At 60.1% G+C, this 26341-nt stretch carries 23 protein-coding genes; 9 read left to right on the plus strand and 14 right to left on the minus strand.

Features of this window, described 5'->3' with window-relative positions:
- Both AB4P92_RS00610 and AB4P92_RS00615 read left to right on the plus strand, forming a co-directional pair.
- Nucleotides 1-1920: a PAS domain S-box protein gene (locus AB4P92_RS00610; RefSeq protein ID WP_395598673.1), complete on the plus strand. Its 1920-nt coding sequence runs from the start codon at nucleotides 1-3 to the stop codon at nucleotides 1918-1920.
- 77 nt (nucleotides 1921-1997) lie between these two features.
- A complete protein-coding gene (locus tag AB4P92_RS00615) occupies nucleotides 1998-2534 on the plus strand; it encodes a hypothetical protein (RefSeq protein ID WP_047301155.1) in 537 nt (178 codons plus the stop codon).
- A 102-nt stretch (nucleotides 2535-2636) separates the two neighbouring features.
- Here AB4P92_RS00615 and AB4P92_RS00620 read toward each other — a convergent pair whose 3' ends face one another.
- The 5 genes from AB4P92_RS00620 to AB4P92_RS00640 form a co-directional block, all read right to left on the minus strand.
- Entirely contained in the window at nucleotides 2637-2933 is a 297-nt protein-coding gene (locus tag AB4P92_RS00620) for a hypothetical protein (RefSeq protein WP_047301153.1), read from the minus strand.
- A gap of 155 nt (nucleotides 2934-3088) precedes the next feature.
- On the minus strand, nucleotides 3089-4435 hold the full coding sequence (locus tag AB4P92_RS00625) for a cation:proton antiporter (RefSeq protein WP_395598674.1): 1347 nt from the start codon (nucleotides 4433-4435) through the stop codon (nucleotides 3089-3091).
- Between the two features lie 170 nt (nucleotides 4436-4605).
- Complete coding sequence (locus AB4P92_RS00630; protein WP_395598675.1) at nucleotides 4606-5463, minus strand: SDR family oxidoreductase; 858 nt, start codon at nucleotides 5461-5463, stop codon at nucleotides 4606-4608.
- 210 nt (nucleotides 5464-5673) lie between these two features.
- Nucleotides 5674-6153 (minus strand): DUF1348 family protein, encoded by a 480-nt coding sequence (locus tag AB4P92_RS00635; protein ID WP_395598676.1) that lies wholly within the window; start codon nucleotides 6151-6153, stop codon nucleotides 5674-5676.
- A 55-nt stretch (nucleotides 6154-6208) separates the two neighbouring features.
- Nucleotides 6209-6772, minus strand: coding sequence for a TetR/AcrR family transcriptional regulator (locus tag AB4P92_RS00640; protein WP_395598677.1), 564 nt, complete (start codon nucleotides 6770-6772; stop codon nucleotides 6209-6211).
- A gap of 215 nt (nucleotides 6773-6987) precedes the next feature.
- On the opposite strand from AB4P92_RS00640, the gene pssA reads away from it, so the two are divergent.
- Complete coding sequence (pssA, locus tag AB4P92_RS00645) at nucleotides 6988-8331, plus strand: CDP-diacylglycerol--serine O-phosphatidyltransferase (protein WP_395598678.1); 1344 nt, start codon at nucleotides 6988-6990, stop codon at nucleotides 8329-8331.
- A gap of 151 nt (nucleotides 8332-8482) precedes the next feature.
- On the opposite strand, the gene efeO (AB4P92_RS00650) is transcribed toward pssA, so the two are convergent.
- The 4 genes from efeO (AB4P92_RS00650) to efeU are packed head-to-tail and all read right to left on the minus strand — an operon-like array spanning nucleotide 8483 to nucleotide 12698.
- Nucleotides 8483-9307 carry an iron uptake system protein EfeO gene (efeO, locus tag AB4P92_RS00650; protein WP_042559239.1) on the minus strand — a complete coding sequence of 275 codons (825 nt, stop codon included), beginning with the start codon at nucleotides 9305-9307 and terminating at the stop codon, nucleotides 8483-8485.
- 27 nt (nucleotides 9308-9334) lie between these two features.
- The gene (efeB, locus tag AB4P92_RS00655) at nucleotides 9335-10633 is read right to left on the minus strand and encodes an iron uptake transporter deferrochelatase/peroxidase subunit (protein WP_395598679.1); all 1299 of its coding nucleotides are present in this window, start codon (nucleotides 10631-10633) and stop codon (nucleotides 9335-9337) included.
- Between the two features lie 17 nt (nucleotides 10634-10650).
- The gene (efeO, locus tag AB4P92_RS00660) at nucleotides 10651-11850 is read right to left on the minus strand and encodes an iron uptake system protein EfeO (RefSeq protein WP_395598680.1); all 1200 of its coding nucleotides are present in this window, start codon (nucleotides 11848-11850) and stop codon (nucleotides 10651-10653) included.
- Between the two features lie 8 nt (nucleotides 11851-11858).
- On the minus strand, nucleotides 11859-12698 hold the full coding sequence (gene efeU, locus AB4P92_RS00665; protein WP_395598681.1) for an iron uptake transporter permease EfeU: 840 nt from the start codon (nucleotides 12696-12698) through the stop codon (nucleotides 11859-11861).
- Between the two features lie 304 nt (nucleotides 12699-13002).
- Here efeU and AB4P92_RS00670 point away from each other — a divergent pair, with 304 nt between their 5' ends.
- The 6 genes from AB4P92_RS00670 to AB4P92_RS00695 all read left to right on the plus strand — a co-directional run bounded on the left by AB4P92_RS00670 (nucleotide 13003) and on the right by AB4P92_RS00695 (nucleotide 19975).
- The gene (locus AB4P92_RS00670; RefSeq protein WP_115148135.1) at nucleotides 13003-14019 is read left to right on the plus strand and encodes an AraC family transcriptional regulator; all 1017 of its coding nucleotides are present in this window, start codon (nucleotides 13003-13005) and stop codon (nucleotides 14017-14019) included.
- A 248-nt stretch (nucleotides 14020-14267) separates the two neighbouring features.
- A complete protein-coding gene (locus AB4P92_RS00675) occupies nucleotides 14268-15932 on the plus strand; it encodes an AMP-binding protein (protein WP_047301136.1) in 1665 nt (554 codons plus the stop codon).
- Between the two features lie 16 nt (nucleotides 15933-15948).
- Nucleotides 15949-16710, plus strand: a complete 762-nt coding sequence (locus AB4P92_RS00680; RefSeq protein ID WP_042559234.1) for an SDR family NAD(P)-dependent oxidoreductase — start codon at nucleotides 15949-15951, stop codon at nucleotides 16708-16710.
- A gap of 12 nt (nucleotides 16711-16722) precedes the next feature.
- Entirely contained in the window at nucleotides 16723-17916 is a 1194-nt protein-coding gene (locus tag AB4P92_RS00685; protein WP_395598682.1) for an acetyl-CoA C-acyltransferase, read from the plus strand.
- A 142-nt stretch (nucleotides 17917-18058) separates the two neighbouring features.
- Nucleotides 18059-19186, plus strand: coding sequence for an acyl-CoA dehydrogenase (locus AB4P92_RS00690; RefSeq protein ID WP_042559232.1), 1128 nt, complete (start codon nucleotides 18059-18061; stop codon nucleotides 19184-19186).
- Nucleotides 19187-19201: 15 nt separating this feature from the next.
- Nucleotides 19202-19975, plus strand: a complete 774-nt coding sequence (locus AB4P92_RS00695; protein ID WP_395598683.1) for an enoyl-CoA hydratase — start codon at nucleotides 19202-19204, stop codon at nucleotides 19973-19975.
- 192 nt (nucleotides 19976-20167) lie between these two features.
- On the opposite strand, the gene AB4P92_RS00700 is transcribed toward AB4P92_RS00695, so the two are convergent.
- The 5 genes from AB4P92_RS00700 to AB4P92_RS00720 form a co-directional block, all read right to left on the minus strand.
- Nucleotides 20168-21319 carry an acyl-CoA dehydrogenase family protein gene (locus AB4P92_RS00700; protein WP_047301132.1) on the minus strand — a complete coding sequence of 384 codons (1152 nt, stop codon included), beginning with the start codon at nucleotides 21317-21319 and terminating at the stop codon, nucleotides 20168-20170.
- A 3-nt stretch (nucleotides 21320-21322) separates the two neighbouring features.
- Entirely contained in the window at nucleotides 21323-22429 is a 1107-nt protein-coding gene (locus tag AB4P92_RS00705) for an enoyl-CoA hydratase/isomerase family protein (protein WP_042559229.1), read from the minus strand.
- A gap of 188 nt (nucleotides 22430-22617) precedes the next feature.
- Nucleotides 22618-23313 carry an HPP family protein gene (locus tag AB4P92_RS00710; RefSeq protein WP_395598684.1) on the minus strand — a complete coding sequence of 232 codons (696 nt, stop codon included), beginning with the start codon at nucleotides 23311-23313 and terminating at the stop codon, nucleotides 22618-22620.
- Nucleotides 23314-23468: 155 nt separating this feature from the next.
- A complete protein-coding gene (locus AB4P92_RS00715; protein ID WP_395598685.1) occupies nucleotides 23469-24647 on the minus strand; it encodes an MFS transporter in 1179 nt (392 codons plus the stop codon).
- A gap of 125 nt (nucleotides 24648-24772) precedes the next feature.
- Nucleotides 24773-26152 (minus strand): UDP-glucose dehydrogenase family protein, encoded by a 1380-nt coding sequence (locus AB4P92_RS00720; RefSeq protein WP_395598686.1) that lies wholly within the window; start codon nucleotides 26150-26152, stop codon nucleotides 24773-24775.
- Nucleotides 26153-26341 lie beyond the last annotated feature (189 nt).

The raw sequence follows: 26341 nt of genomic DNA on the forward strand, positions 1-26341 counted from the left end.
ATGAGCGATAACAACAAGTCCGCAGCGATCGAAGAGATGCGTTTCAGGCTTTTGATCGATGCGGTCGTCGACTACGCGATCTACATGATCGACCCCGACGGCATCATCACCAGTTGGAACTCCGGCGCCAAACGCTTCAAGGGTTATGAAGAGGCGGAAATTCTCGGTCAGCACTTTTCGCGGTTCTATACCGCCGATGATCGCGCAGCCGGATTGCCGCAACGGGCACTCGATACGGCGATCCGCGAAGGGCGATTCGAAGGCGAAGGCTGGCGCGTGCGCAAGGACGGCACCAACTTCTGGTCCCACGTGGTGATCGATCCGATCATCGACCCCAATGGCAAACTGCTGGGTTTCGCCAAGATCACTCGTGACCTCACCGACCGCAAGATGGCCGAGGAAACCCTCAAGCAAAGTGAACAGCAGTTTCGTCTGTTGGTGCAGGGCGTCACCGACTATGCGATCTACATGCTCAGCCCCGAAGGTCGGGTGAGCAACTGGAACCAGGGCGCCCAGCGGATCAAAGGTTATCTGCCGGAAGAAATCATCGGTCAGCATTTTTCGATTTTCTATACCCCCGAGGACCGCGAGCGCGGCGAGCCGCAGCGGGCGCTGGCGATAGCCACCGAAACAGGCCGCTTCGAGAGTCGAAGCTGGCGTGTGCGCAAGGACGGCACGCAATTTCTGGCGCACGTGGTGGTCGATGCGATTCGCGGTGAAACCGGCACGTTGCTCGGTTTTGCCAAAATCACCCGCGACGTGACCGAAGCCCATCAGGCCCAGCAGTCGCTGGAGAAGACCCGCGAGGCGCTGGCCCAGGCGCAGAAGATGCAGGCGATCGGTCAACTAAGTGGCGGCATAGCGCATGACTTCAACAACCTGCTGACGGTGATTCTCGGCAATCTGGAGATCGTCCAGAAACGCATTGGCGACGACCCGAAAATCATCCGCCTGTTGGAAAACGCCACTCAAGGCGCACTGCGCGGCGTGTCACTGACCCAGCGCATGCTGGCATTCGCCCGGCGTCAGGAGCTCAAGACCGAATCGGTAGACATACCGCAACTGGTGCAAGGCATTACCGGCCTGCTTCGCAGCTCGCTGGGCCCGGGCATTCGCATCGATACAGATTTTCCCGAAGACCTGGAACCGGTGTTGGCGGACGTCAACCAACTTGAATTGGCGCTGCTCAACCTGGCTACCAACGCGCGCGACGCCATGCCCGAGGGCGGCAGCGTGACCATTGCTGCGCAACGCGAAGTCGTGCTTGAACTCGGTCATACGGAATTGGCGGCGGGGCGTTACATTTGCCTGAGCATGACTGACACCGGCGACGGCATGGACGCGCAGACGCTCGCTTCGGCCCGCGACCCGTTTTTCACCACCAAAGGCGTGGGCAAAGGCACTGGTCTGGGTTTGTCGATGGTGCATGGCTTCATTGAACAGCTCGGCGGCCGCTTTATCCTCAAAAGTGAAAAGGCCAACGGTACTACCGCCGAACTGTGGATTCCGGTGGCCGGCGAGGGCGCGACGGCGAAGGCCTTGTTCCCGCCGGCCGCTCCGATCGTTGTACCGCGGCTAAGCGTGTTGGTGGTGGACGACGACTCGTTGGTGCTGACCAGCACCAGTCTGCTGCTCGAAGACCTCGGTCACCGTGTGGTCAGCGCAACCTCCGGCACTGAGGCGCTGGCGTTGTTCGACCGGGGCGAGGTCATCGACCTGATGATTACCGACATGGCCATGCCGCACATGAGCGGCGCGCAACTGGCCCACGCGGTGCGGGTGCTGAAACCTGATCTGCCGATCGTTCTGGCCACCGGTTACGCCGAGCGCCTGGAAGGCTTTGCCGCGCAGTTGCCGCGCCTGCCGAAACCGTTCACGCAGTTGAATCTTGTGGAGATCATTGCCCTGTCGATGAAATGAGCTTCGGGGATATTCGGCTGAACTAGTGTGAGGCAGGGGGTTTCTAAGTTTTTTACCTGCCCCGGAGCCCGTGTCTCGTGTCTCGCATATTGACCCACCCGACCGCTGAAGAAATCCAGACCGAACATGACGCCAAGATGTTCGGCTCACCCAAGGAACGTCTGGACTTCTATCGGCGCGAAATCCAGTACGAAACCAGCATCCTCGCCAATCGCACCGATGCCTATCTGGCGGCGCAATCGTTCCTGGTGATTGCCTTTGCTTCGTGCATGTCCAACCTCAACCCGGAATGGGGCAAGTTGTTTACCTTGGTGGTGCCACCGTTTCTGGCGCTGTTGGGGCTGCTCAGCTCGCTCAACGCCTGGCCTGGGATTCGCGCGGCGTACGACATCATCGACCACTGGCACTTCAAGCAGAGCCATTTGCTGCACAGCGAGCCTTTGATGGGCCTGGCGTACGACGAATCACCCCTGTTCAGCGAGACGGAGTCGAGCCACAAGGGGTACCGTAAATCGCTGTTGTTCTCGGTGCGCACGCCGTGGATTTTTGCCACGTTCTGGATGATGCTGGGCAGTTATGCGGTGTTTATTCAGGTAACGAATCCTGGGGGCTAGGTTTTGGCTACCAGAGTCGCAGAGTCGAAGAATCAACAGCCCCTCACCCCAGCCCTCTCCCTCGGGAAGAGGGCTAGGGTGAGGGTGAGGGGCTTTTTCAGCTTACTCCGCCGTCTCCAACTCCCGACGCAACCCCTGCGAATTCTGCACCGACATCGGAATCGGCGGGAAATCCTCGTTCAGCACGCACAGATGCTCAATCGCATCGGCAAACTTCACATCGGCTTTTCGGCGTAAAGCCCGGTAGTGCTCAAACTGTTCGAGATCCAGCTGCCCGCTTTCGAGTAACTGATAAGCCGCGCGATTCAACGCGTGTGCTTCTTCGAACAATTGACGATTGCGTTCCAGGGCCAAAGCCCTGCAAGCCTTGATTTGCGCAGGAGTCGAGCATTCTTTCATGACCGTAACCTTAAATATCGGGATTCCTTTTCAGGGCGCGATGCCGCAGGGGAACCGAACCTGCCGTACCCCGTCGCAGGGTGCGGCAGGGAGTTAAGGTTGTGACCGTCGGCAGTTGCAGAGCGATCCATTTTTTTCATCACCATGTTCAGCAGTTATTGCCGGGAGCGCTTTTTGCGCTGTTCATATCGCGCAAGGATCGGTTGCGTACTGATGCCATGCAGCAAAATACTCAGCGCCACCACCGACAGCGTCAGGTCGGTACATAGCGTGGCCACCGAATCGCTCAGCCCATGATTCAAGGCATAAAACAGATAGAACAGGCTGCCGATCCCGCGTATGCCGAACCAGCCGATCAGCAAACGTTGCCGTCCCTCCAGCAAAGAACCCCACGGCATCAGCGCAACGCAAAGCGGGCGAATCAGGCAGAACAACACGCCGCCAACCATTAATGCCCGCCAGTCCCAGTGTGCAATCAGCACAACGCCCAGCAGTGTGACGAGAAACACTTCCATCGCCCGTTCGACCAGGCCCCCGAACGACAACATGTCACCCATCATGATCCCGGCAGCAACCTGACTGTCTTCCATCCGTTCGGTATCGCCATGCACGGCATGCTGCGGTTCCGCATTCAGGTGACCGACTACCGGTTGCACCAGATGCTCGGCGGGCGGCTGGCTGGCACCGGTGGATTGAACTTCCACCTGACGCAGGCCCAGTCCCGCAGCAAATACCGACAGAAAGCCATAGCCACCGATGGCTTCGGCCACGACATAGGCCAGCGCGATCAATGCCAGCGCCAGATAGTCATTGGGGCTCAGGGTGCTGTCTTCGTTGTGGATGCGTAATGACAATGTCACGCGGCCGATGCCACGGCCCATCCAATAACCGGTCAGCAACCCGGCGGGTACAGCCCATAACACGCTGCGCAAGATCCAGTCCTGCCATAGTCCCGTGTTGCTATCGGCCTGCAGTAATACCAACCCGAGGATTACGAAAGGAAAGGCGATACCGTCATTCAGCCCGGCCTCGCCGGACAGGCCGAAGCGTACGCCGTCGACGTCCCTCGCATCGTTGACCTGGACCAGCGCCGCGAGCACGGGGTCGGTCGGCGCCAGAATCGCGCCGATCAGCAACGAGGGCCCCCACGCGAGTTGCAAGCCCCAATGCAGCAACAGGCAGACGCCCGCTATGGTCAGTACCATCACCGGGCCGGCCAGGCCGAACGCGATCCGCCAACGCTTGTCGCTTAATGGCAGGCGCAGTTTCAATCCGCAGACAAACAACGAAAAGAGCACCGCGACTTCCGTCAGGTGCTCCATCCACAACGAGGCGTCATCCAGCGACAGTTTCAGCAGATCCAGGCCACTGGGGCCAATTGCAACACCCAGCAGCAAGCACACTGCCGAGGTCGTCACCGGCATCCAGCGCAAATAGGAGGAGGTCAGCGCCAGGGTCAGCAACACGGCGCCGAGCACGGCCACCCACACGGTAAAACTCATGATTCATCTCTCGTACTGGCCAGACCGGGCGTCGTGTTCATTTTTCCCGCCGAATTCCCTGTAGGAGCTGCCGCAGGCTGCGATCTTTTGATCTGGTCTTCTAGAATCAAAAGATCGCAGCCTGCGGCAGCTCCTACACGGGACGGGGGCGGCACTGATCAGGGCGAACGTCAGAGCATCGGTTTACCGCCGGTCACGCCATAGCGTTGGCCGGTGATGTAGCTGGCTTCATCCGAGGCCAGCAGAACGTAAATCGGCGCAACCTCCACCGGCTGGCCGGGACGCCCTAGTGGGGTATTGCCACCGAAGTTCTGCACTTCTTCATCAGGCATGGTCGAGACGATCAGAGGCGTCCAGATCGGCCCCGGCGCCACGCAGTTCACGCGAATTTCCTTGGGCCCCAGCATCTGCGCCAGACCACCGGTGAAGTTGGCGATCGCACCTTTGGTGGTGGCGTAAGCCAGCAGGCTCGGCTTCGGCATGTCCGAATTGACTGAGCTGGTATTGATAATCGACGCACCGGGACGCATGTGTTTGATCGCCGCCTGACACAGGCGGAAAATCGCCGTGATGTTGACGTCGAAGGTCATCACCCATTCGTCATCGGGGATGTCTTCGAAGTTTTCGTGGGTCATCTGGAACGCGGCATTGTTGACCAGCACGTCGATGCGGCCGAAGTGTTCAATGGTTTGATCGACCAGTTCCTGGCAATGGGACCTTTGCGCGAGGTCGCCCGACAGCAACAGGCATTGGCGACCGGCCTGTTCGACCCAGCGTGCGGTTTCCTTCGCGTCTTCGTGCTCATTGAGGTAAGCGACGACAACGTCAGCGCCTTCACGGGCAAAGGCAATAGCCACAGCGCGGCCGATACCGCTGTCGCCGCCAGTGATCAGGGCGATCTTGCCGGCCAGTCGGCCCGAGCCAACGTAACTTTGCTCGCCGCAATCAGGATACGGCTCCATTTTGCGTTGCGAACCGGGAACGGATTGGGCCTGCGCAGGGAAGGGTGGTTTTGGATAATCGGTCATCGTGGGTCTCCGAGTCTCATGGCGGGTATGGCCGGTTGACCCGGCAGGTTTGCCATGAGTTCGATCGGATTTGCGCTGACGGTTCTACATTGAGCAAAACCCAAGTCCCCTGTAGGAGCTGTCGAGTGAAACGAGGCTGCGATCTTTTGATCTGTTTTTTAAGAGCAAGATCAAAACATCGCAGCGTGCCGCAGCTCCTACAGGTGCGGGTTACAGACCAAGCGCCGACAGTCCCGGATGATCATCCGGGCGACGGCCCAGCGGCCAGTGGAACTTGCGCTCGCTTTCCTCAATCGGCAGGTCGTTGATGCAGGCGTAGCGCTGGAACATCAGACCGTTGTCGTCGAACTCCCAGTTCTCGTTCCCGTAGGAGCGGAACCAGTTGCCCGAATCGTCATGCCATTCGTAGGCATAGCGCACCGCAATGCGCGTGTCCGAGTAGGCCCAGAGTTCCTTGATCAGTCGGTAGTCCAGCTCTTTCGCCCATTTACGGGTGAGGAAGGCTTTGGCCTCTTCGCGGTTGTTGGCGAACTCGGCGCGGTTGCGCCATTTCGTCTCGAGGGTGTAGGCCAGCGAGACCCTCTCGGGATCACGGGAATTCCAGCCGTCTTCGGCCAGGCGAACTTTCTCGATGGCCGATTCAAGGTTGAAGGGTGGCAATGGCGGACGTACCTGAGCTGCAGTAGACATGATCAGTCTCCCGATAGATTCAACGTTTAAACAACTTGTCTGGCCTATTAAGGCGTTACAGGTCCAATAACTTGCGCGCCATGCATTGCGCATTATCGGCGGCACTGTGATCACCCATCACAAGCGCTACGGTAATGGCGCCGTCAATCAGGATCAGCAGCTGTTTGGCCAGCAACTGCGGATCCTTGGCGCCATGTTCGGTACACAGCTCGCACACGTAGTCGAGCAGCTTCTGTTTGTGTTCCCTGGCGACCAGACGCACCGGATCTTGCGCGTCGCCGGTCTCGCCGCTGGTGTTGATGAAGGCGCAGCCGCGAAAGCCCTCCGAGGCGAACCAGCCCTTGAGCACGGTAAACAGGTTGAGCAGGCGATCGGCCGGCGTTTTGGCCTGATCGACAGCGCTCCGGTACCAGTGCATCCAGCGCACGTCGCGGCGTTGCAGGGCGGCAGCCACCAACTGATCTTTATTGGTGAAGTAGCGGTAGATGCTCTTTCTGGAGACGCCGGCGGTTTTCACCAGAAGATCCATGCCTGTGGCGGCGATACCACTTCTATAGATCAGCTTTTCGGTGACATCCAGAATGATGTCGCGGGTTGAGATGTCTGTGATTTCGTTCATGTGGCGAACAGTAGAACGGTCGTTCTTCATTGACAAGTTATTTTTTAAAGTCAACAGATCGCAGCCTTCGGCAGCTCCTGCACGGGGATTGTGAACACCTTGTAGACGCTGCTGAAGGCCGTGATCTTTCGATCTCTTTACAGACCCTCACAAGACCCGCAGGGATCGATGGTGTAAGCTCTCGGGTTCTTCGGATTCGACCCATTGCGAGCCCTATGCCGTTGCTCTTCAAACGCTCTCTGCTGCCTAAACTGCGCAGCTTTCCGCTGACCGCCGAGGCCGTGACCATTTTGTCCGGCGCCGCCGAGTTCCGCCGTTGCCTGCTGGAGAAAATCGCTGCGGCGACCCAGCGCATCTATGTCGTCGCGCTGTATTTGCAGCAAGACGAAGCCGGTCAGGAAATCCTCGATGCCTTGCACGCCGCCAAACTCGCGCGTCCCGAGCTGGAAATTGCCGTGGTGGTCGACTGGCTGCGCGCCCAGCGCGGGCTGATCGGTGCCGGCAAGCAGCCGGGCAATTCGGCGTGGTATCAGGAAATGACCCGCACCCACCAGAGCGAAGTGCCGGTCTACGGTGTACCGGTGCAAACCCGCGAACTGTTCGGCGTGCTGCATTTGAAGGGCTTCGTGATCGACGATTGCGTGGTCTACAGCGGCGCCAGCCTTAACAACGTTTACCTGCACAAGTTCGACAAGTACCGTTTCGACCGCTATCACGTCCTGCAGAGCCCTGAGCTGGCGGACTCGATGCATCACCTGGTCAAGCACGGCCTGATCGAATCCAAAGCGGTGCATCGCCTCGACCTGCCGAATCTGCCGACCACTCGCAGCCTGCGTAACGACATCGGCGATCTGCGCAGCCGCCTCAAGCACGCGGCGTACGACACCAGTGCCGGCAGCACCGCCAGAGTAGGTTTGTCGGTCAGTCCATTGCTGGGCGTGGGCAAGAATAACCCGCTGAACCGGGCGATTCTCGAATTGATCGCCAGTGCGCAAAAGCAGCTGACCATTTGCACGCCTTACTTCAACCTGCCGCTAGGGGTGATCCGCGAGATCAACCGCGCGCTGGCTCGTGGCGTGAAGATCGACATTGTGGTTGGCGACAAGACCGCCAACGACTTCTACATCCCGCCGAGCGAGCCGTTCAGGGTGATCTCAGCGCTGCCGTACCTGTACGAGATCAGCCTGCGCCGCTTCGCCAAACGCCATCAGCGCAGCATCGACAGCGGTCAGTTGAACCTGCACCTGTGGCGTGACGGCGACAACACCTATCACCTCAAGGGCATGTGGATCGATCAGCGCTACACGCTGTTGACCGGCAACAACCTTAATCCACGGGCGTTCCGCCTGGACCTGGAAAATGCGTTGTTGATCGATGATCCCAAAGGCGAGTGGGTGGACCCGCGAGCGCAGGAGCTGGAGGCGATCTTCCGCCATACCTCGCGAATTTCCAGCTTCCACGACCTGGAGACCTTGCCGGAATACCCGGCCGGGGTGGCGAAGTTTCTCAAGCGCGTGAGTCGGGTGCGGATTGAGCGGTTGCTTTACCGGATTCTGTAAATTGATCCGGATGATGCGGCGAGCCTGCTGACGTCATCGCTGGCAAGCCAGCTCCCACAGGGTTTGCAGTGCACACAGATTTTGTGAACACCGGCCAAACCTGTGGGAGCTGGCTTGCCAGCGATGAGGCCCTGAAAAACCCTACAAAAACTCAGTTCAGCCCCAACTTCCCACGCAACGTGGAAAGATCTTCCGCCAAGGTATTCACCGGCCCGACCAGTGCCTTGCGGTCGTTATCCTTGACCTTGTCATACGTCTCAAACCCGCCATCCTGGGTCTTGTACCTGGCCAGTACTTTGTTGACGGTGGCGAAGTTCTTGTCGACTTTCGCTATGAAAGCCTTGTCCTGCTGCTCGATCTGCGGACGGAACAAATCGACGATTTTCTTCGCGCCATCGATGTTGCCCTGGAAGTCATACAGGTCGGTGTGGCTGTAGCGATCTTCCTCACCGGAGATCTTTGTCGCGGCGACTTCTTCCAGCAGCGCAGCAGCACCGCCCACCACTTTTTCCGGCGGGAAGGTCAGGCCGGCCACGCGGGTTTGCAGGTCTTGCACGTCTTTGTTCAAGCCATCCGCCAATGCATCGAGGCCCTGGGTGCTCTTCTGCGCGAACAGCGAATATTCAATGCGGTGGAAACCGGTGAAATCTTCAGCCTTCACGCCTTTCTCGTGATCATCGACGCGAGAATCGATGGACGCATCGAGGTCACTAAACAACTCGGCAATCGGTTCGATCGACTCGTAGAAGACGCGGGTCGGTGCGTAGAGTTTTTGCGCGGTCGCCAGGTCGCCTTTCTTCACGGCGTCGGTGAATTGCTGGGTGTGGCTGGCCAGTTCATCGAGTTGTTCGGTGACGTAGATCTTGTAGTCCGACACCGGCCCGACCAGATCCAGCGGTGCTGTTGCGGCGAATGCCGACAGCGGGGTGTTGAGCAATCCGAGGGTCAGCAATAACGCGAGTGGCGTCTTTTTCATGGGGGCGGCTCCAGTGTTGAAGTTGTTTTATGCGGCTGTTTTGGGTTGTGTGGCGTTGAGCAGCGAGCGACCGATAAAGTCCTTGTCGCCCGTCACACCCGGCAGGGTGAAGAAGTAACCGCCGCCGACCGGTTTGAGGTATTCCTCCAGCGGTTCGCCGTTGAGGCGGGTCTGCACGGTGATGAAGCCTTTTTCCAGATCGGCCTGGTAACAGATGAACAGCAGGCCCATGTCGAGCTGGCCATTCTTGTTGACGCCATTGGAATAGTTGAACGGTCGACGCAGGATCAGGTTGGCCTGGCTGGCGGCGGTGCGCGGGTTGGCCAGGCGAATGTGCGCGTCGAGCCTGGTCAGCTTGCCTTCCGGGTCTTTGCTGTAATCCGGGACCTCGCTTTCGTGGTGACCTCCCATTGGCGCGCCGGTGTTCTTGGTCCGACCGAAAATGCTTTCCTGCTCCTGCAATGGCGTGCGATCCCAGCGCTCGACGAAGTTGCGGATGATCCGTACCGCTTGATAACTGCCGTGCGCCGCCCAGGCCGGTTCGTCGCTGCCCGGTTGCACCCATACCAGGCGATCCATGGCTTTATCGTCGTTGGAATCGGGGTTGGCCGAGCCATCACGAAAACCCAGGAAGTTACGCGCCGATTGCGCCGGCACACCGGGCTTGGCCGGGGCTTGCGGCGGCACGCTGCCTTCCTGTTTCCAGCGCACCAGCAACAGGTCCGGCAGGTTCTTGACGATGTCGCGCAGGGCGTGGATGTTGGTGTCGGCGGTGTTGGCGCAGAACTGCAGACTCAAATCGCCATGGCAGCAATCGGCCTCCAGCGCATCGTTGGGAAAACCGACCATGCGTTGCAGACGTTTGGGTTTGGCGTCCGCCAGGCCGAAGCGCTCATCGAACAGCGATTCGCCCACCGACACGGTGATGGTCAGGTTGTCCGGGGTGACGACCGGGCCGAGGATACCGGAGTCTGGCGGCGGCAGTTTCGGATCGATCTGCGCGACCGGACCGCCCTTCATCAGGAAGGCGATGCGCTCGTTGAGCGTGCGGAACAGTCGCTCGAGATCTTCGCGATCGCTGGCCAACACATCGAACGCCACCAACATGCCCGACGCCGGGCGAGGGGTGACGATGCCGGTTTGATGCACACCGTGGAAATCGTGACGGTCTTCGGTCTTGTCGCTGCTCGGTGCTTCCGTGACTTGCGCAGGTGCAGCCGCCATAACCGGGCAGCTCAGGGCCGATCCAGCCAGCGCGACACCGGCAGCGCCCATGCCCATGAGTACGCGGCGGCGTTGCAGGTTGAGTTGTTCTGAATCTTTCATCGGTACGGGTCTTCTGCTTACAGGCCGGAAAGGCCAAGGGCTGGATCGATGCCTTCAAGTGCGTCGGCCAAAGCCTGAGCCTTGTCGGCGATCTGCTTGCGATGCGCGCCGCTGATGGCGTCGTAGCTGGCGTAGCCGTCCTTGACCTTGTAGCTGTTCAGTTCGTTGTCGAAGTCGGCCAGCGTCTGGTCGATTTTCGGCAACAGATCCGCCGCCGACTTGCTCAGCATCGGCCGCAGCAGATCGACCACTTTGTGTGCGGTTTGCAGATTGGCGGCGAAACCGTTGAGGTCGCTGTGGCTGTAGCGTTCTTCTTCACCGCTGGCGGCACGCACGTCGGCGAGGGTGTTGAGGTTGCGCACGACGATGTTGACCAGTTGCTCGGGCGGCAACGATTGCGCGAGCAGTTGCTGTTTCAGCGTGGTGACGTCGCTCACCAGACGCTGGGCGACGGCGGCGAGATCATCGAGTTGGCGTTGCTGGAACAGTGCGTATTCGATGCGGTGGAAACCGACGAACGCCGGGTCCTGCTCGCGCTTCTCAAAGTAATCGGCGCGCGCATTGATCCGGTTGTCCAGTTCGGCCAGTCGCTGAGCCGCCGGGGCCAAGCGTTGATACGCCGCCCGCGCCGGCAGGTACAACGCCTGCGCCTGACTCAAGTCACCGCTGGCAATCGCCTGATTGAGCGCGGTCGTGGTTTTGATCAACGCGCTGCCCTGGCTGGCCAGATACACACGGAATTCCGACAGCGGCCCGATGAAGGCCACCATCGACGGCTTGGCTTTCGCGGCGGCGTCAGAAGCGGCGGTCGGTGTCACATGCAGGGTGCCGCGCGGGTTGCTCAGCAGGCCGCAAGTGATGGCGTAGTCACCGGGTTGCAGGTTGGCATTGATCACCTGACTCAGGCCCGGGGCGATGTTTTCACGCTCTTCGACCACCAGCACGCCGTCGAGGATTTCCCATTCCACCGCCCGTTCGGAGCGGTTGACGATGCGGAAACTGGCGCGACCGGCCGGGACTGTCAGGGCGTTCGGCTCGCAATTGCCCGGATGAATGTTGACCACCACTTCATCGTGGTTGTGCTGACGTTTGGCCGCGGCCATTTTCGAGGCGTACCAGAACAGGCCACCGGCGGCGATCATCACGATCACCGAACCGGCCAGCGCCCAACGCAAGGCACGGGGAGGCGAGGCCTGAGGAGTATTAGGCTTTGACATGAGTGCCCTTATTGGCTGGAAGCAGAAGACGATTGCGCGACAGGCTTGGGCGCGGGCAGAAAGAACATCACCAGCGCCAGCAGCAGATAGATCAGGTACGCGCCAAGAGTGCTGACCGTCGGCGCATCCTGATAACCGAACATGCCGGCCAGCACCGAGCCCAGCGGGCCATCCATCGGCAGTGTCGCGCTGAAATCGAAGAGCACGGTTTGCAGGTGATTCCACACGCCGGCTTCATGCAGGGCTTGCACCGAATTGGCAAGAATCCCCGCGGCCACGACCAGAATGAACAACCCGGTCCACTTGAAAAATGCCGAGAGGTTGAGGCGCATGCTGCCGCTGTAGATGAGGAAGCCAACGATGATCGCCAGAATCAGGCCGAGCAGGGCGCCAATCGGCGCGCCCGGGCCTTCGCTCTGCTGGAACATTGCGAGCAAAAAGAACACGGTTTCCAGGCCCTCTCGCGCCACGGCGAAGAAAACCATGGCGATCAGCGCAATCACCTGATGTCTGGACGAGGTCAGCGCCTGATCCAGCGAGGCGTGCAGCGAATGCTTGATCGACCGCGCGACCTTGCGCATCCAGAACACCATCGAGCTGAGAATCGCCACGGCCGCCAACCCGACCACGCCTTCGAACAGTTCCTGCTGCTTTTGCGGGAATTCGGCGCTGACCAGTTCCAGGCCACCGCCGACCAGCAATGCCAGGGCTGCCGCGAGAAAAACACCGATCCACACGGCGGGCATCCATTCGCCGCGGCCGGTCTGTTGCAGGTAGCTGGCGATAATGCCAACGATCAACGCGGCTTCAATGCCTTCGCGCAGCATGATCAGAAAGGGAACGAGCATTCGGTATCCGCGGTGATTTAGATAGGAAGCTAAGTTGTAACATAATGACACTCATTCTCATATGGTAATCATTGACAAGAACCTGAACGCAAGCTGAACAACATGACGTTATGTTCAGCACAAAACCCTGTGGGAGCGGGCTTGCCCGCGATTGCAATGGAACAGCTGGCATTTCTGTTGACTGACAGGACGCCATCGCGGGCTAGCCCGCTCCCACAGGGTTGCATTGTTTTCGGGCCAGCAACGCGCGGGTGGCTGCGGTAAGATGCCCGTCACTCAAAAACAACAAGGTCTGCCGCGTTCCATGTCGGAAAAAGACACCATCGCCGTGCAACTGGTGCGTGAAGCGCTGCTGCAAAGTTGTGCCCCGGGCGTGGCCAGGGAAGAACTGTTGAACAAGGTCGGCATTGCCCCGGCCTTGCTGGAAACCGGCGAGGGCCGGGTGCCGGCATCGCAATATGCGAAGCTCTGGCGTCTGTTGGCTCGGCGGGGGGATGACGAGTTCTTCGGCATGGACCCGCGCAAGCTCAAGTCCGGTAGTCTGGAGTTCCTTTGCCGCAGCGCCATGGCACAACCAACGCTGGCGGCCGGTTTGAGCACGGGCCTGAGTTTCCTGTCGTTGATGCTTGAGCGCCTGCCGGCGCAACTGGTGCATCAGCAGAGTCTTGCGGAAATTGTCCTGCTTGAAGACGATCCCGAACCACGTCGCGCGTTTACCTACTTCACCTATTGGATGATCGTCCACGGCGTGGCCTGCTGGCTGGCGGGGCGGCGGATTCCGATCCTGGCCATCGAGCTGCGCTGCCCGGCGCCGGACTTTACCGATGACTACCGGGTGATGTTCTCGGACAACCTGCGCTTTGATCGGCCACGCACGCGGATGATCTTTTCCGCCGATTGCCTCGATCTGCCGATCAAACGTTCCGCCGAGGAGCTCAAGCGCTTTCTGGCTCACGCGCCGGCCAACATTCTGGTCAAGTACCGCGACCCGCAGAGCCTGGCCAGCCGGATCAAACACGATTTGCGTCAGTTGCCTGCCGAGCAGTGGCCGGAAACCGAAGCGTTGGCCCAGCAACTGTGCATGTCGGCCTCGACGTTGCGCCGTCGCCTGGCCGAGGAAGGGCAGACGTATCAGGGCCTCAAGGACAGCGTGCGCAAGGAACTGGCGATTGTCTGGCTGGCCGAGCCTTCGATCAGCTTTGTCGAGATCGCCAGCCGCTTGGGGTTTGCCGATGCGAGTTCGTTCTACAAGGCGTTTCGCAAGTGGTCGGGGTCAAATCCGGGGCATTACCGGACGTTGATCCTTAACGAAGCCGTCTGATTCGGACTCCATGCTGGCTGATTTGGCCCCTTCGCGAGCAGGCTCGCTCCCACAGGGTGAACGCATTTCAAATGTGGGAGCGAGCCTGCTCGCGAAGGCGGCAATCCTGGCGGCACATCTCTTGAACCCTGGCCAAACCAGTCAGCCACTTTGATAGCTTTGACCATTGCCCCAAGCCCCTTACAGCGCGACTATCCCTCTGTTGTTTACGGTTCCCAGCCTAATAAAAACACAGAGGGATTCTGGCAATGCGCGACTACTTGTCTGCCACCGAACAGTTCAACTATCAGCACACTGTGGATGCCGCGCTCAGCGGCTCGCTTGAGGCGCTCAACGCCTGCGTCGAATGTTGCGACCGCCATGCATTGCCGGGGCGCATCGCGCTGTTCTGGGAAGGTCGCGACGGCGCCAGCGCGACTTACACCTTCAGCGACTTGCAGGACAAAGCCGCGCGATTCGCCAACTTCCTCCTCGCCCAAGGCGTGCGCAAGGGTGACAAGGTCGCCGGCCTGCTGCCACGCAATATCGAATTACTCATCACCGTTTTCGCCACCTGGCGCATCGGCGCGGTCTATCAACCGCTGTTCACCGCGTTCGGGCCCAAGGCCCTCGAACATCGACTGAACAGCTCCGGCGCCAAAGTCGTGGTGACCGACGCCGTCAACCGACCGAAACTCGCTGAAGTTGCCGACTGCCCGACGCTGGTCACGGTCGGCGGCGCCAAGGGCCAGGGCATTGTCCGTGGCGATTTCAGTTTCTGGGCTGAACTGGCCAATTATTCCAACGTCTGCGAACCCGTGCTGCTGAGCGGCGAAGACCCGTTCCTGCTGATGTTTACCTCGGGCACCACCGGCCCGGCGAAAGCCCTGTCGGTACCGCTCAAGGCGATCGTCGCGTTCCAGAGCTACACCCGTGATGCGGTGGATCTGCGCCCGGAAGATGCATTCTGGAACGTCGCCGATCCGGGCTGGGCCTATGGCATCTATTTCGGCGTCACCGGCCCGTTGGCAATGGGGCATCCGATCACTTTCTACGATGGCCCGTTCACCCTCGAAAGCACCTGCCGGGTGATCAACAAGTACGGGATCACCAACCTCACCGGTTCGCCGACTGCTTATCGTCTGCTGATTGCCGGCGGTAACGAGTTCGCCAGGTCGATCAAGGGCAAGCTGCGGATCGTCAGTAGCGCGGGTGAACCGCTGAACCCGGAAGTAATCCGCTGGTTCGCTGACAACCTTGATGTGGTCATCCACGACCATTACGGCCAGACCGAACTGGGCATGGTGCTGTGCAATCACCATGGCCTCGACCATGCGGTTCACGTTGGCGCCGCCGGTTTCGCCTCGCCGGGTCATCGCATTGTGGTGCTCGACGAGCAGCACCAGGAACTGGGCGTCGGTCAGCCAGGCATCCTCGCCATCGACCGTGCCAACTCGCCGATGTGCTGGTTTGGCGGCTATGAAGGCGCACCGACCAAAGCCTTTGTCGGCGATTACTACCTGAGTGGCGACACCGTGGAGTGGAATCCGGATGGCAGCATCAGTTTCGTCGGCCGCAGCGACGACGTGATTACTACATCTGGCTACCGCGTCGGGCCATTCGACGTCGAAAGCGCGTTGATCGAGCATCCGGCCGTGGTCGAGGCCGCGGTGGTCGGCAAACCCGATCCGGAGCGCACCGAACTGGTCAAAGCCTTCGTGGTGCTCAGCGCGCAATACCGCGCGGCACCAGAGTTGGCCGAAGAACTTCGCCAGCACGTACGCAAACGTCTGGCCGCGCATTCGTACCCGCGTGAAATCGAATTTGTCAGCGAATTGCCCAAGACCCCAAGCGGCAAATTGCAGCGCTTTATCTTGCGCAACCAGGAAATCGCCAAGGCTCAAGAGGCCGCGGCGCACAACGTTTCAGCTTGAATCGAAGGAAACAGTCATGCAGATCGAGAACAAGGTTTTTATCGTCACTGGCGGCGCTTCCGGCCTGGGTGCAGCCACCGCTGAATTGCTGGTGAGTGCCGGCGCCAAAGTGATGCTGGTGGACATGAACGCCGAAGCGGTTGCCGCGCAGGCCCAACGCCTGGGTGCGCAAAGCGTCGTCGCCGACATCAGTAATGAAGCCGCCGCCGAAGCCGCCATACAAGCGACCGTCACTGCATTCGGCAGCCTCAATGGTCTGGTCAACTGCGCCGGCATCGTCCGTGGCGAGAAGATCCTTGGCAAGAACGGCCCGCACGTATTGTCCAGTTTTGCCCAGGTGATCAACGTCAACCTGATCGGCAGCTTCAACATGTTGCGCCTGGCCGCTGCGGCGATTGCCGAGAGCGAGGCCAATGCCGATGGCGAGCGCGGCGTGATCATCAACACCGCCTCGGTAGCGGCGTTCGACGGCCAGATTGGTCAGGCCGCGTATGCAGCGTCAAAAGGCGCCATCGCCAGCCTGACCCTGCCGGCCGCCCGTGAACTGGCGCGCTTCGGCATCCGCGTGATGACCATCGCCCCGGGCATTTTTGAAACGCCGATGATGGCCGGCATGACCCCGGAAGTCCGCGACTCGCTGGCGGCCGGCGTACCGTTCCCGCCGCGTCTGGGCAAGCCTGCCGAGTACGCCGCGCTGGTTCGGCATATCATCGAAAACAGCATGCTCAACGGTGAGGTGATCCGTCTCGACGGCGCCTTGCGCATGGCCGCCAGGTAAGGAGGATTTGTCATGACTATTTCCAACGATCCGATTGTTATCGTCAGCGCCGTTCGCACCCCGATGGGCGGCTTTCAGGGCGAACTGAAAAGCCTCACCGCGCCGCAACTCGGCGCCGCCGCCATCAAGGCCGCGGTTGAACGCGCCGGTGTCGCCAGCGATGCAGTCGATGAAGTGCTGTTCGGTTGCGTATTGCCTGCGGGCCTCGGCCAGGCCCCTGCGCGGCAAGCGGCGCTGGGCGCCGGGCTGGATAAATCGACCCGTTGTACCACCGTCAACAAGATGTGCGGCTCGGGCATGGAAACCACCATCCTGGCTCACGACATGCTGGTCGCGGGCAGCGCCGATGTGGTGATCGCCGGCGGCATGGAAAGCATGTCCAACTCGCCGTATCTGCTGGATCGTGCCCGCGCCGGTTACCGCATGGGCCACGGTCGGGTGCTGGATTCGATGTTCCTCGACGGTCTCGAAGACGCCTACGACAAGGGGCGCCTGATGGGCACTTTCGCCGAGGAGTGCGCCGACACCAATGAATTCAGCCGTGAAGAGCAGGACGCCTTCGCCATCGCCTCGACCACGCGCGCGCAACAGGCGATCAAGGACGGCCGCTTCAAGGACGAAATCGTCCCGCTGACCGTGACCGTCGGCAAAGAGCAGGTGCTGATCAGCAATGACGAACAGCCGCCAAAAGCCAAACTGGACAAGGTCGCTTCGCTGAAACCGGCGTTCCGCGAAGGCGGGACGGTGACGGCGGCGAACTCCAGTTCGATTTCTGACGGTGCAGCGGCGCTGGTGCTGATGCGTCAGTCGCAGGCGCAGAAACTTGGTTTGAAACCGCTGGCGGTCATTCACGGTCACTCGGAGTTCGCTGATACCCCGGGCCTGTTCCCGGTGGCACCGATCGGGGCGATCAACAAACTGGTGAAGAAGACCGGCTGGTCGCTGGCCGAGGTTGACCTGTTTGAAGTCAACGAGGCGTTTGCCGTGGTTGCGATGGCGGCGATGAAGCATCTCGATATCCCGCACGAGAAGCTGAATATCCACGGCGGTGCTTGTGCGCTGGGCCATCCGATCGGTGCGTCGGGTGCGCGGATTCTGGTGACGTTGCTCTCGGCGTTGCGCCAGAACAATCTGAAACGCGGCATCGCGGCCATCTGCATTGGTGGCGGCGAAGCAACGGCCATGGCCGTGGAATGCGTTTACTGAAGTTGACACCTGACCCTGTGGGAGCGGGCTTGCCCGCGATGGCGGTGGGTCAGACAGCCAATATTTTGATTGACGCGGCCTCATCGCGGGCAAGCCCGCTCCCACAGGGTTTTGCGTAGCAAACCGGATTTAAGGACTCACCATGATCCCCAACGAAGACCAACAACAGATCCGCGACATGGCCCGGCAGTTTGCCGAGGAACGGCTGAAACCGTTCGCCGCCGAGTGGGATCGCGAGCACCGCTTTCCCAAGGAAGCCATTGGCGAGATGGCCGAGCTGGGCTTTTTCGGCATGCTCGTGCCGGAGCAGTGGGGCGGTTGCGACACCGGTTACCTGGCCTACGCCATGGCGCTGGAAGAAATCGCCGCCGGCGACGGTGCCTGCTCGACGATCATGAGCGTGCACAACTCGGTCGGCTGCGTGCCGATCCTCAAGTTCGGCAACGACGATCAGCGCGAGCGTTTTCTCAAGCCGTTGGCCAGCGGCGCCATGCTTGGGGCTTTTGCGCTGACCGAACCGCAGGCCGGTTCCGACGCCAGCAGCCTGAAGACCCGCGCACGCCTGGAAGGCGATCATTACGTGCTGAACGGCTGCAAACAGTTCATCACGTCCGGGCAAAACGCCGGGATCGTGATCGTCTTTGCGGTGACCGATCCAGGTGCCGGCAAACGCGGGATCAGCGCGTTTATCGTGCCGACCGATTCGCCGGGCTACAAAGTTGCCCGCGTCGAAGACAAGCTCGGCCAGCACGCCTCGGACACTTGCCAGATTCTTTTCGAAGACGTCAAAGTGCCGGTCGCCAACCGGTTGGGTGAGGAGGGCGAGGGTTACAAGATCGCCTTGGCCAACCTCGAAGGTGGCCGCGTCGGTATCGCCTCGCAATCGGTGGGCATGGCCCGCGCAGCATTCGAAGCGGCGCGCGATTACGCCCGTGACCGCGACACGTTCGGCAAGCCGATCATCGAACACCAGGCCGTTGCTTTTCGTCTCGCCGACATGGCGACGCAAATCGCCGTCGCCCGGCAAATGGTGCATTACGCCGCGGCGCTGCGTGACAGCGGTCAACCGGCGCTGGTCGAAGCGTCCATGGCCAAATTGTTCGCCTCGGAGATGGCCGAGAAAGTCTGCTCGATGGCTTTGCAGACGCTCGGCGGTTACGGTTATCTCAACGATTTCCCGCTGGAGCGCATCTACCGCGACGTGCGCGTCTGCCAGATCTACGAAGGCACCAGCGATATTCAGCGCATGGTTATTTCGCGCAATCTTTGACCAGGAATTTTATCCATGACTTACGAAACGATTCTGCTGGAAAACCACGGCCGCGTTGGCTTGATCACTCTCAACCGGCCACAGGCGCTGAACGCGCTGAACGCGCAACTGGTCAGCGAAGTGAACCAGGCACTTGATGCGCTGGAAGCGGATGCCAATATCGGCTGCATCGTCATCACCGGCTCGAAAAAGGCTTTCGCTGCCGGCGCCGACATCAAGGAAATGGCCGAGCTGACCTATCCGCAGATTTATATGGACGACCTGTTCAGCGACAGTGATCGCGTGGCCAACCGCCGCAAGCCGATTATCGCCGCGGTTAACGGCTTCGCTTTGGGCGGTGGCTGTGAGCTGGCGTTGATGTGCGACTTTATCCTGGCCGGCGACAGCGCCAAATTCGGCCAGCCGGAAATCAACCTCGGCGTGCTGCCGGGCATGGGCGGCACACAACGTCTGACTCGCGCAGTGGGCAAAGCCAAAGCCATGGAAATGTGCCTGAGCGGACGTTTGATCGACGCGGTTGAGGCTGAGCGTTGCGGCATCGTCGCGCGGATCGTGCCGAGTGATGAATTGCTCGATGAAGCGCTGAAAGTGGCAGCAGTGATCGCCAGTAAGTCGCTGCCGATTGCGATGATGGTCAAGGAAAGTGTGAACCGTGCGTTTGAGGTCAATTTGACGGAGGGTGTGCGGTTTGAGCGCCGGGTGTTCCATGCGGCGTTTGCGACGCAGGATCAGAAGGAAGGGATGGCGGCGTTTGTGGCCAAGCGGACGCCTGAGTTCAAGGGTAAGTAATTCGCGAACTTGACTGGCCTCATCGCCAGCAGGCTGGCTCCCACAGGCGATTTGTGTAGAGCGCCGATCCAATGTGGGAGCCAGCCTGCTGGCGATGCTTTTAGAAGATCAAAAGATCGCAGCCTGCGACAGCTCCTACACGGGAATATGTGTTTCCTTGTAGGAGCTGCCGCAGGCTGCGATCTTTTGCTTTTAGAGCTGGTAGTTCTTCAATTCCCGAGCAATCACCATCCGCTGAATCTCGCTCGATCCTTCATAAATCTGGGTAATCCGCGCATCGCGGTAATACTTCTCGACCGGATAATCTTCCAGATACCCATACCCGCCATGAATCTGAATCGCCGACGAGCAAACCTTCTCGGCCATCTCGGACGCAAACAGCTTGGCCTGTGACGCCTCTGACAAACACGGTTTGCCCGCCGTGCGCAGGCGCGCCGCATGCAAAATCATCAACCGCGCCGCGTTCAATTGCATGTGCATGTCGGCCAGCAGATTGGCGATGCTCTGGTGTTCGTTGATCGGCTTGCCGAACTGCACCCGATCCCGCGAATAAGCCAACGCCGCTTCGAACGCCGCGCGGGCAATCCCTAACGCTTGCGCGGCAATGCCGATGCGTCCGCCCTCAAGGTTGGACAAGGCAATCGCCAGACCTTTGCCGCGCTCGCCAAGCAGGTTGGCCTCGGGAATGCTGCAGTTGTTCAGCGTCACCGCACAGGTGTCGGAAGCGCGGATGCCCATTTTGTGTTCGGTGCGATCGACGATGAAGCCCGGTGTATCGGTGGGCACCAGAAACGCCGAAATACCTTTCTTGCCCAGATCCGGGTCGGTCACCGCAAACACGATCGCCAGTTTTGCCCGTTTGCCGTTGCTGACAAATTGCTTGGCGCCGTTGATCACCCACTGGCCATCGCGCAGCTCGGCGCGAGTGCGCAGGTTGTGCGCTTCGGAACCGGCCTGCGGTTCGGTCAGGCAGAAGCAGCCGATCACCGCGCCACTGGCCAGATCCGCCAGCCAGGTCTGTTTCTGCTCGTCGCTGCCGTAGTTCATCACCGGGCCGCAACCGACCGAGTTGTGGATGCTCATGAACGCACCCGTGGCGCCATCGCCAGCAGAAATTTCTTCCACGGCCAGCGCATAAGCGACGTAATCAACGTAGGTGCCGCCCCATTCTTCGGGCACGACCATGCCCAGCAGACCCAACTCGCCCATCTTCGCCACGAGGGCGTCGTCGATCCAGCCAGCCTTTTCCCAGGCTTGCGCATGAGGCGCGATTTCGCCGCGGGCAAAGTCCCGGGCCATGTCGCGGATCATCACTTGTTCTTCAGTCAGTTCGAGATCGTGCATGGCTCAGCTCCCGCTCTCAGCAAAACCGTGGAAGAAACTCGCCACATGCGCAGCGTCCAGCGCGGCGAGGTTCGGCGGGTTCCAGCGAGGTGTCTTGTCTTTGTCGATCAGCAGGGCGCGCACGCCTTCGATCAGGTCACCGCGGGCGAACCACTGACGATCCAGATGCAGTTCGAGGGCGAAGCACTGTTCCAGGCTCAAGTGCCGGCCACGACGGAGCATTTCCAGCGTAACGGCCATGGCCAGCGGTGAGCGGGTTTCCAGCAGATCAGCCGTTGTGGTCGCCCATTCATGGCTGTTGGCAACGGTGACGGCGCGCAGTTGCTCGACCATGCTTGGCACGTCCGGCAGCGCGAAGAAGTGGTCGATGGCCGGACGCAAGGCTTCGAGTGGCGCATCGGGCAGGGTTTGCACGGCGTGTTTGGCCAACAGGTTTTGCAGCGACTTGAGCGGTGTGTCCTGCCATTCCATCTGATCGAGTTTTTCATCGAGGATGGCCAGTTTGCTGCTGTCCAGATACCAGTCGGCGAGCCCGCAATACAACGCATCGGCAGCGCGGATCTGCACGCCGCTGACGCCCAGGTATATCCCCAGCTCGCCGGGAATGCGCGGCAGGAAATAGCTGCCACCGACGTCCGGGAAATAACCGATGGCCACTTCCGGCATCGCCAGACGGCTCTTTTCGGTGACCACGCGCAGATCGGCGCCTTGCACCAGACCCATACCGCCACCGAGGACGAATCCGTCCATCAGCGCCAGCACCGGTTTGCGGTAGTGGTGAATCGTCAGGTCGAGGGCGTATTCCTCGACGAAAAAATCTTCGTGCAGCGTGTCGCCGCTCTTGTAACTGTCGTAAAGCGAACGAATGTCGCCGCCAGCGCAGAAGGCTTTGTCACCGGCACCGCGCAGGACGACGGCGTGCACATCGGCGTCGCTCGCCCAGGCGTCGAGCCGCTGTTGCAGCAGGCGAACCATGTCGAGGGTAATGGCGTTGAGGCCGGTAGGGCGGTTGAGGGTCAGGTGACCGATGTGGTTGCGAACCTCGGCCAGCACTTCGTTTTGCGTGGCATCCATGGACAGAGTCCGCGGGGATGAAGCCTGAGCAGTCATCACTAACTCCCTGCTTTTATTGTCTTTATTCGAGAAGCTCGCGCGCGAGCGTTAACGGATCGTAACAGTGCAAATTTGCCCTGTACAACGAGGATATCTGCAGGGGCTGTGTGCATTTTTACATCAGGTGATGGAATGCAATGACAGTGTAGGAGCCTTCGGCAGCGCCTACACAGAAGTGTGGGGATTCAGGACGGGCGGGTGAAAACTTCACCAATGCTGCGGCGTTTGGCATGCAGTTCAGTGGCGTGGATCAATTGCTCCAGGTCTTCAGGCGTGATGTCGATGAACGCCTCCATGTCAGCCAGCGCCAGTTTCAGGTCTTGAGCAGTGATCGCCTGGCTATCGACCGGGGCAACCACCGGCGCAGGTTCGGCGGGGCGTTTTGGGTAACGGATGCGCGTCAGGTTGTTGTAGGCCAAGGCACTGGCCAACATGCACGCAGCCCCCAACATCACTGGCTCCATGGCTTTCCAGTCCATGGCGATGGTCGCGGGATCGGCCAGCACTAACGTCAACGCCAACGCGCCGGCCGGTGGGTGCAGGCAACGCAACCAACACATCAGAATCAACGCGATGCCCGCCGCCAGACACGCGCTGCCGAGTGTTCGGCCGAGCACATGGGCGACCAACAATGCCACGACACCGGCACACAGATAGCCGCCCAGAATCGACCAGGGCTGGGCGAGGGCGCCGGACGATACGGCGAACAGCAGCACCGCCGACGCGCCCAACGGGCCGATCAGGTGATAAGCGACTTCATGACCGAATACCTGGGCGCACAACCACACGCTGAACAGCGTGCCCAGTGCCATGCCGATAGCGGCGCGGCTCCATTCGGTGGGGCGAGTGTTGATGGCGGCGGGCAACCAGCGAGCGAGCATGTGAAACCGATCCTTGCAAAAATCCGGGCAAAAAAAAGGACTTGTCCGGCAAGTCCGGAAAGCCCTCGAAGTGTTCCAACATTGGGGGAGGAACGCGCACAGTTTGCCGATCAATCTCGATGCTGACAAATTCATATTAATGCAGTTTTAGTGCATTACTTTTGCATTGAAGCGACCCTGCGCCCGCTGACAAAACACAGATAGCCGCCCAGCGCCGCGAGACCACTGAGGGCGAAAAACATGCTCGGTGCCGGTGTGTGCATCAGCAGGAACCCGCACATTACCGGGCTTAAAGCACCGCCCAGTGCCGCCAGATTCTGTGCGCCGTAGTAGCTGCCGCGCAGTTCTTCCGGGGCCAGGGTGTCGACGAAGAGAAAATCCGCCGGGTAAATGATCATCTCGCCCAGAGTGAAGATGAACATCGCCACGCACCAGCCGACGAGGCTGTCGGCGACACTGAAGCCGATCAGTCCGACGATGAACAGCGCGGTGCCCCCGGCAATCCAGTACCGCAGGTGCTCGCGCTTGAGGAACCGGCCGATCTGATATTGCAGCAGGATCACTGTGATCGCGTTGCAGGCGAGCAGGGCGGCCATGGTGTCCAGCGTCTGTTGCTGAGTGTGGGTCACCAGCAGGTACTGCGACAGGTACAAGGTGAAACGCCCGTGGACCAACGTACTGAGCAGGCAGCCCAGGGTGAACAGGACCATCGTGCGGTCGTTTTTCAGGATGATCAGGGTATTCAGAAAGCTTTGCGGCTGGCCGAGCGGCGTTATCGGGCTCACCTTCCTGGCGACGCCGAGCAGCAGGAACACACTGGCGCAGGCGATCGCACCGGCGACGATAAACGGCGCGCCAGGCTGAATACCTGCGATCACCACGCCGATCATCGGGCCGACTGCGTAACCGATGTTGGTCAGCGTGTAGTTCAGGGAAAACGCCTTGACCCGCTGACCGATGGGCAGGTTCTCGCTGAGGATCGCCTTGGAGCAGATCAGGAACAGCGCCGAGGCGGTTTCGCTGATGATCAGCACCAGCGTGACCAGGTACAGATTCTGCGCGAAGGTCAGCAGCATCAGTCCGATGCCGCTCGAGAGCATGGTAAGGATCAGCAACTGGCGCTTGTCCAGTCGATCGATGATGTAACCGCCATACAGCGACAGCAGCGTGGCACTGAACACCGCGATGCCCAGTAGCAGACCGACGTCTTGAGGGTTGAGGCCGAGTTTGTTGCTGAGGAACAAGGTCAGCAATGGGCTGATCAGGGCACGGCTGATGACGACTGTCAGCGAGCTGATCATCAGCCGGCGGATCAGGGGTGAGTAGGTAGCCACGAAGAGGTCAATGTCCTTATTTCAGATGCACAAGCGGGCGTCGCCATCCTCGCCGGGTCGCAGTCACCGGTCAACCTGACACAACAAAATCCCCTCTGTAGGAGCTCAAAGGTCGCAATAACCGGTCAGGCGACGTCGGACGCGCGGGGCCATTGCTGCAGCGAGATTGGCAACTTGCGCGACTCGCCACGGCCCATCGGGAAGTACTGGATGCCATTGCGCGCCAACCGCTCGGCGTCGTACAGGTTGCGACCGTCGAAGATCACCGGGGTGTTGAGGCGCTGCTTGATCAAGTCGAAATCCGGCGCCTTGAACTGCTGCCACTCGGTGCAGATGATCAGCGCGTCGGCGCCGGGCAATACCGACTCAGGCGTGCCCATCAACATCAGTTTTGCTTCGTCCGGATAGAGGTTTTGGGTTTCCTGCATGGCTTCGGGGTCGAACGCGCGCACGCTGGCGCCGGCGGCCCACAGTTCTTCCAGCAAGACCCGGCTCGGCGCATCGCGCATGTCGTCGGTGTTGGGTTTGAAGGCCAGACCCCACAGGGCGAAAGTCCTGCCGCGCAGGTCGCCTTTGTAGAACGCGTTGATACGCTCGAACAGCTTGTGCTTCTGCCGCTGATTGATCGCTTCGACCGCTTGCAGCAAGTCGCTGGAGCAGTGCGCCTGTTCGGCACTGTGGATCAAGGCGCGCATGTCCTTGGGAAAGCACGAACCGCCATAACCACAACCCGGGTAGATGAAGTGGTAGCCGATGCGCGTGTCGGCGCCGATGCCCTGGCGCACCGATTCGATGTCGGCGCCCAGGTGTTCGGCCAGCTCGGCGATCTGGTTGATGAAACTTATTTTGGTCGCCAGCATGCAGTTGGCCGCGTACTTGGTCAGCTCGGCGCTACGCAAGTCCATGAACATGATGCGGTCATGGTTGCGATTGAACGGCGCGTACAGATCGCGCATCACGTCACGCACCTCATCGCCCTCGCAACCGATGACGATGCGATCCGGACGCCGGCAATCAGCGACGGCGGAACCTTCCTTGAGAAACTCCGGGTTGGAGACGATATCGAAATGCAGCAAACGACCCACCTTGATCAAGGCCTTTTCGATGTGCGTGCGCAAGGTGTCGCCCGTGCCCACCGGCACCGTGGATTTCTCCACCAGAATCAGCGGATGTTCACGGTGACGGGCAATCGCATCGCCGACCGAGAGCACGTAGCGCAAATCCGCCGAGCCGTCTTCACGCGACGGCGTACCCACCGCAATGAACGCCACACGGCCGTGCTGCACGGCGAGTTTTTCGTCGCTGGTGAACAACAGGCGTTTCGAATCCAGACCCTCGCGCACCAGGCTGGCCAGCCCCGGTTCGAAGATGCTGACGTGGCCCTGACTCAGCAAGTTGACCTTGTTATGGTCGACGTCCATACACACCACGTCATGCCCGACTTCGGCCAGCACAGCCGCTTGCACCAGACCGACGTAACCACTGCCAAATACCGTGATTTTCATGAAGCACTCCTGAATGCGGACGCACGAGCCAGATGAGTGTTGATCTGTTGTTGACCGCGATCAGGGTAGGCAAGGGCATGTTTCAATTCGTCTATCGCGCCTGCAACGTCCGCCCGGTTGTCTGAAAAACGCGGAAGTTCAAGGGCTTGGGATACCGGTCGGAGAATGCCTGATTGACTTTTAAGCCCT

The organism is Pseudomonas sp. A0308 (genome assembly GCF_044218815.1).
In the GTDB taxonomy this organism is placed as follows: domain Bacteria; phylum Pseudomonadota; class Gammaproteobacteria; order Pseudomonadales; family Pseudomonadaceae; genus Aquipseudomonas; species Aquipseudomonas iridis.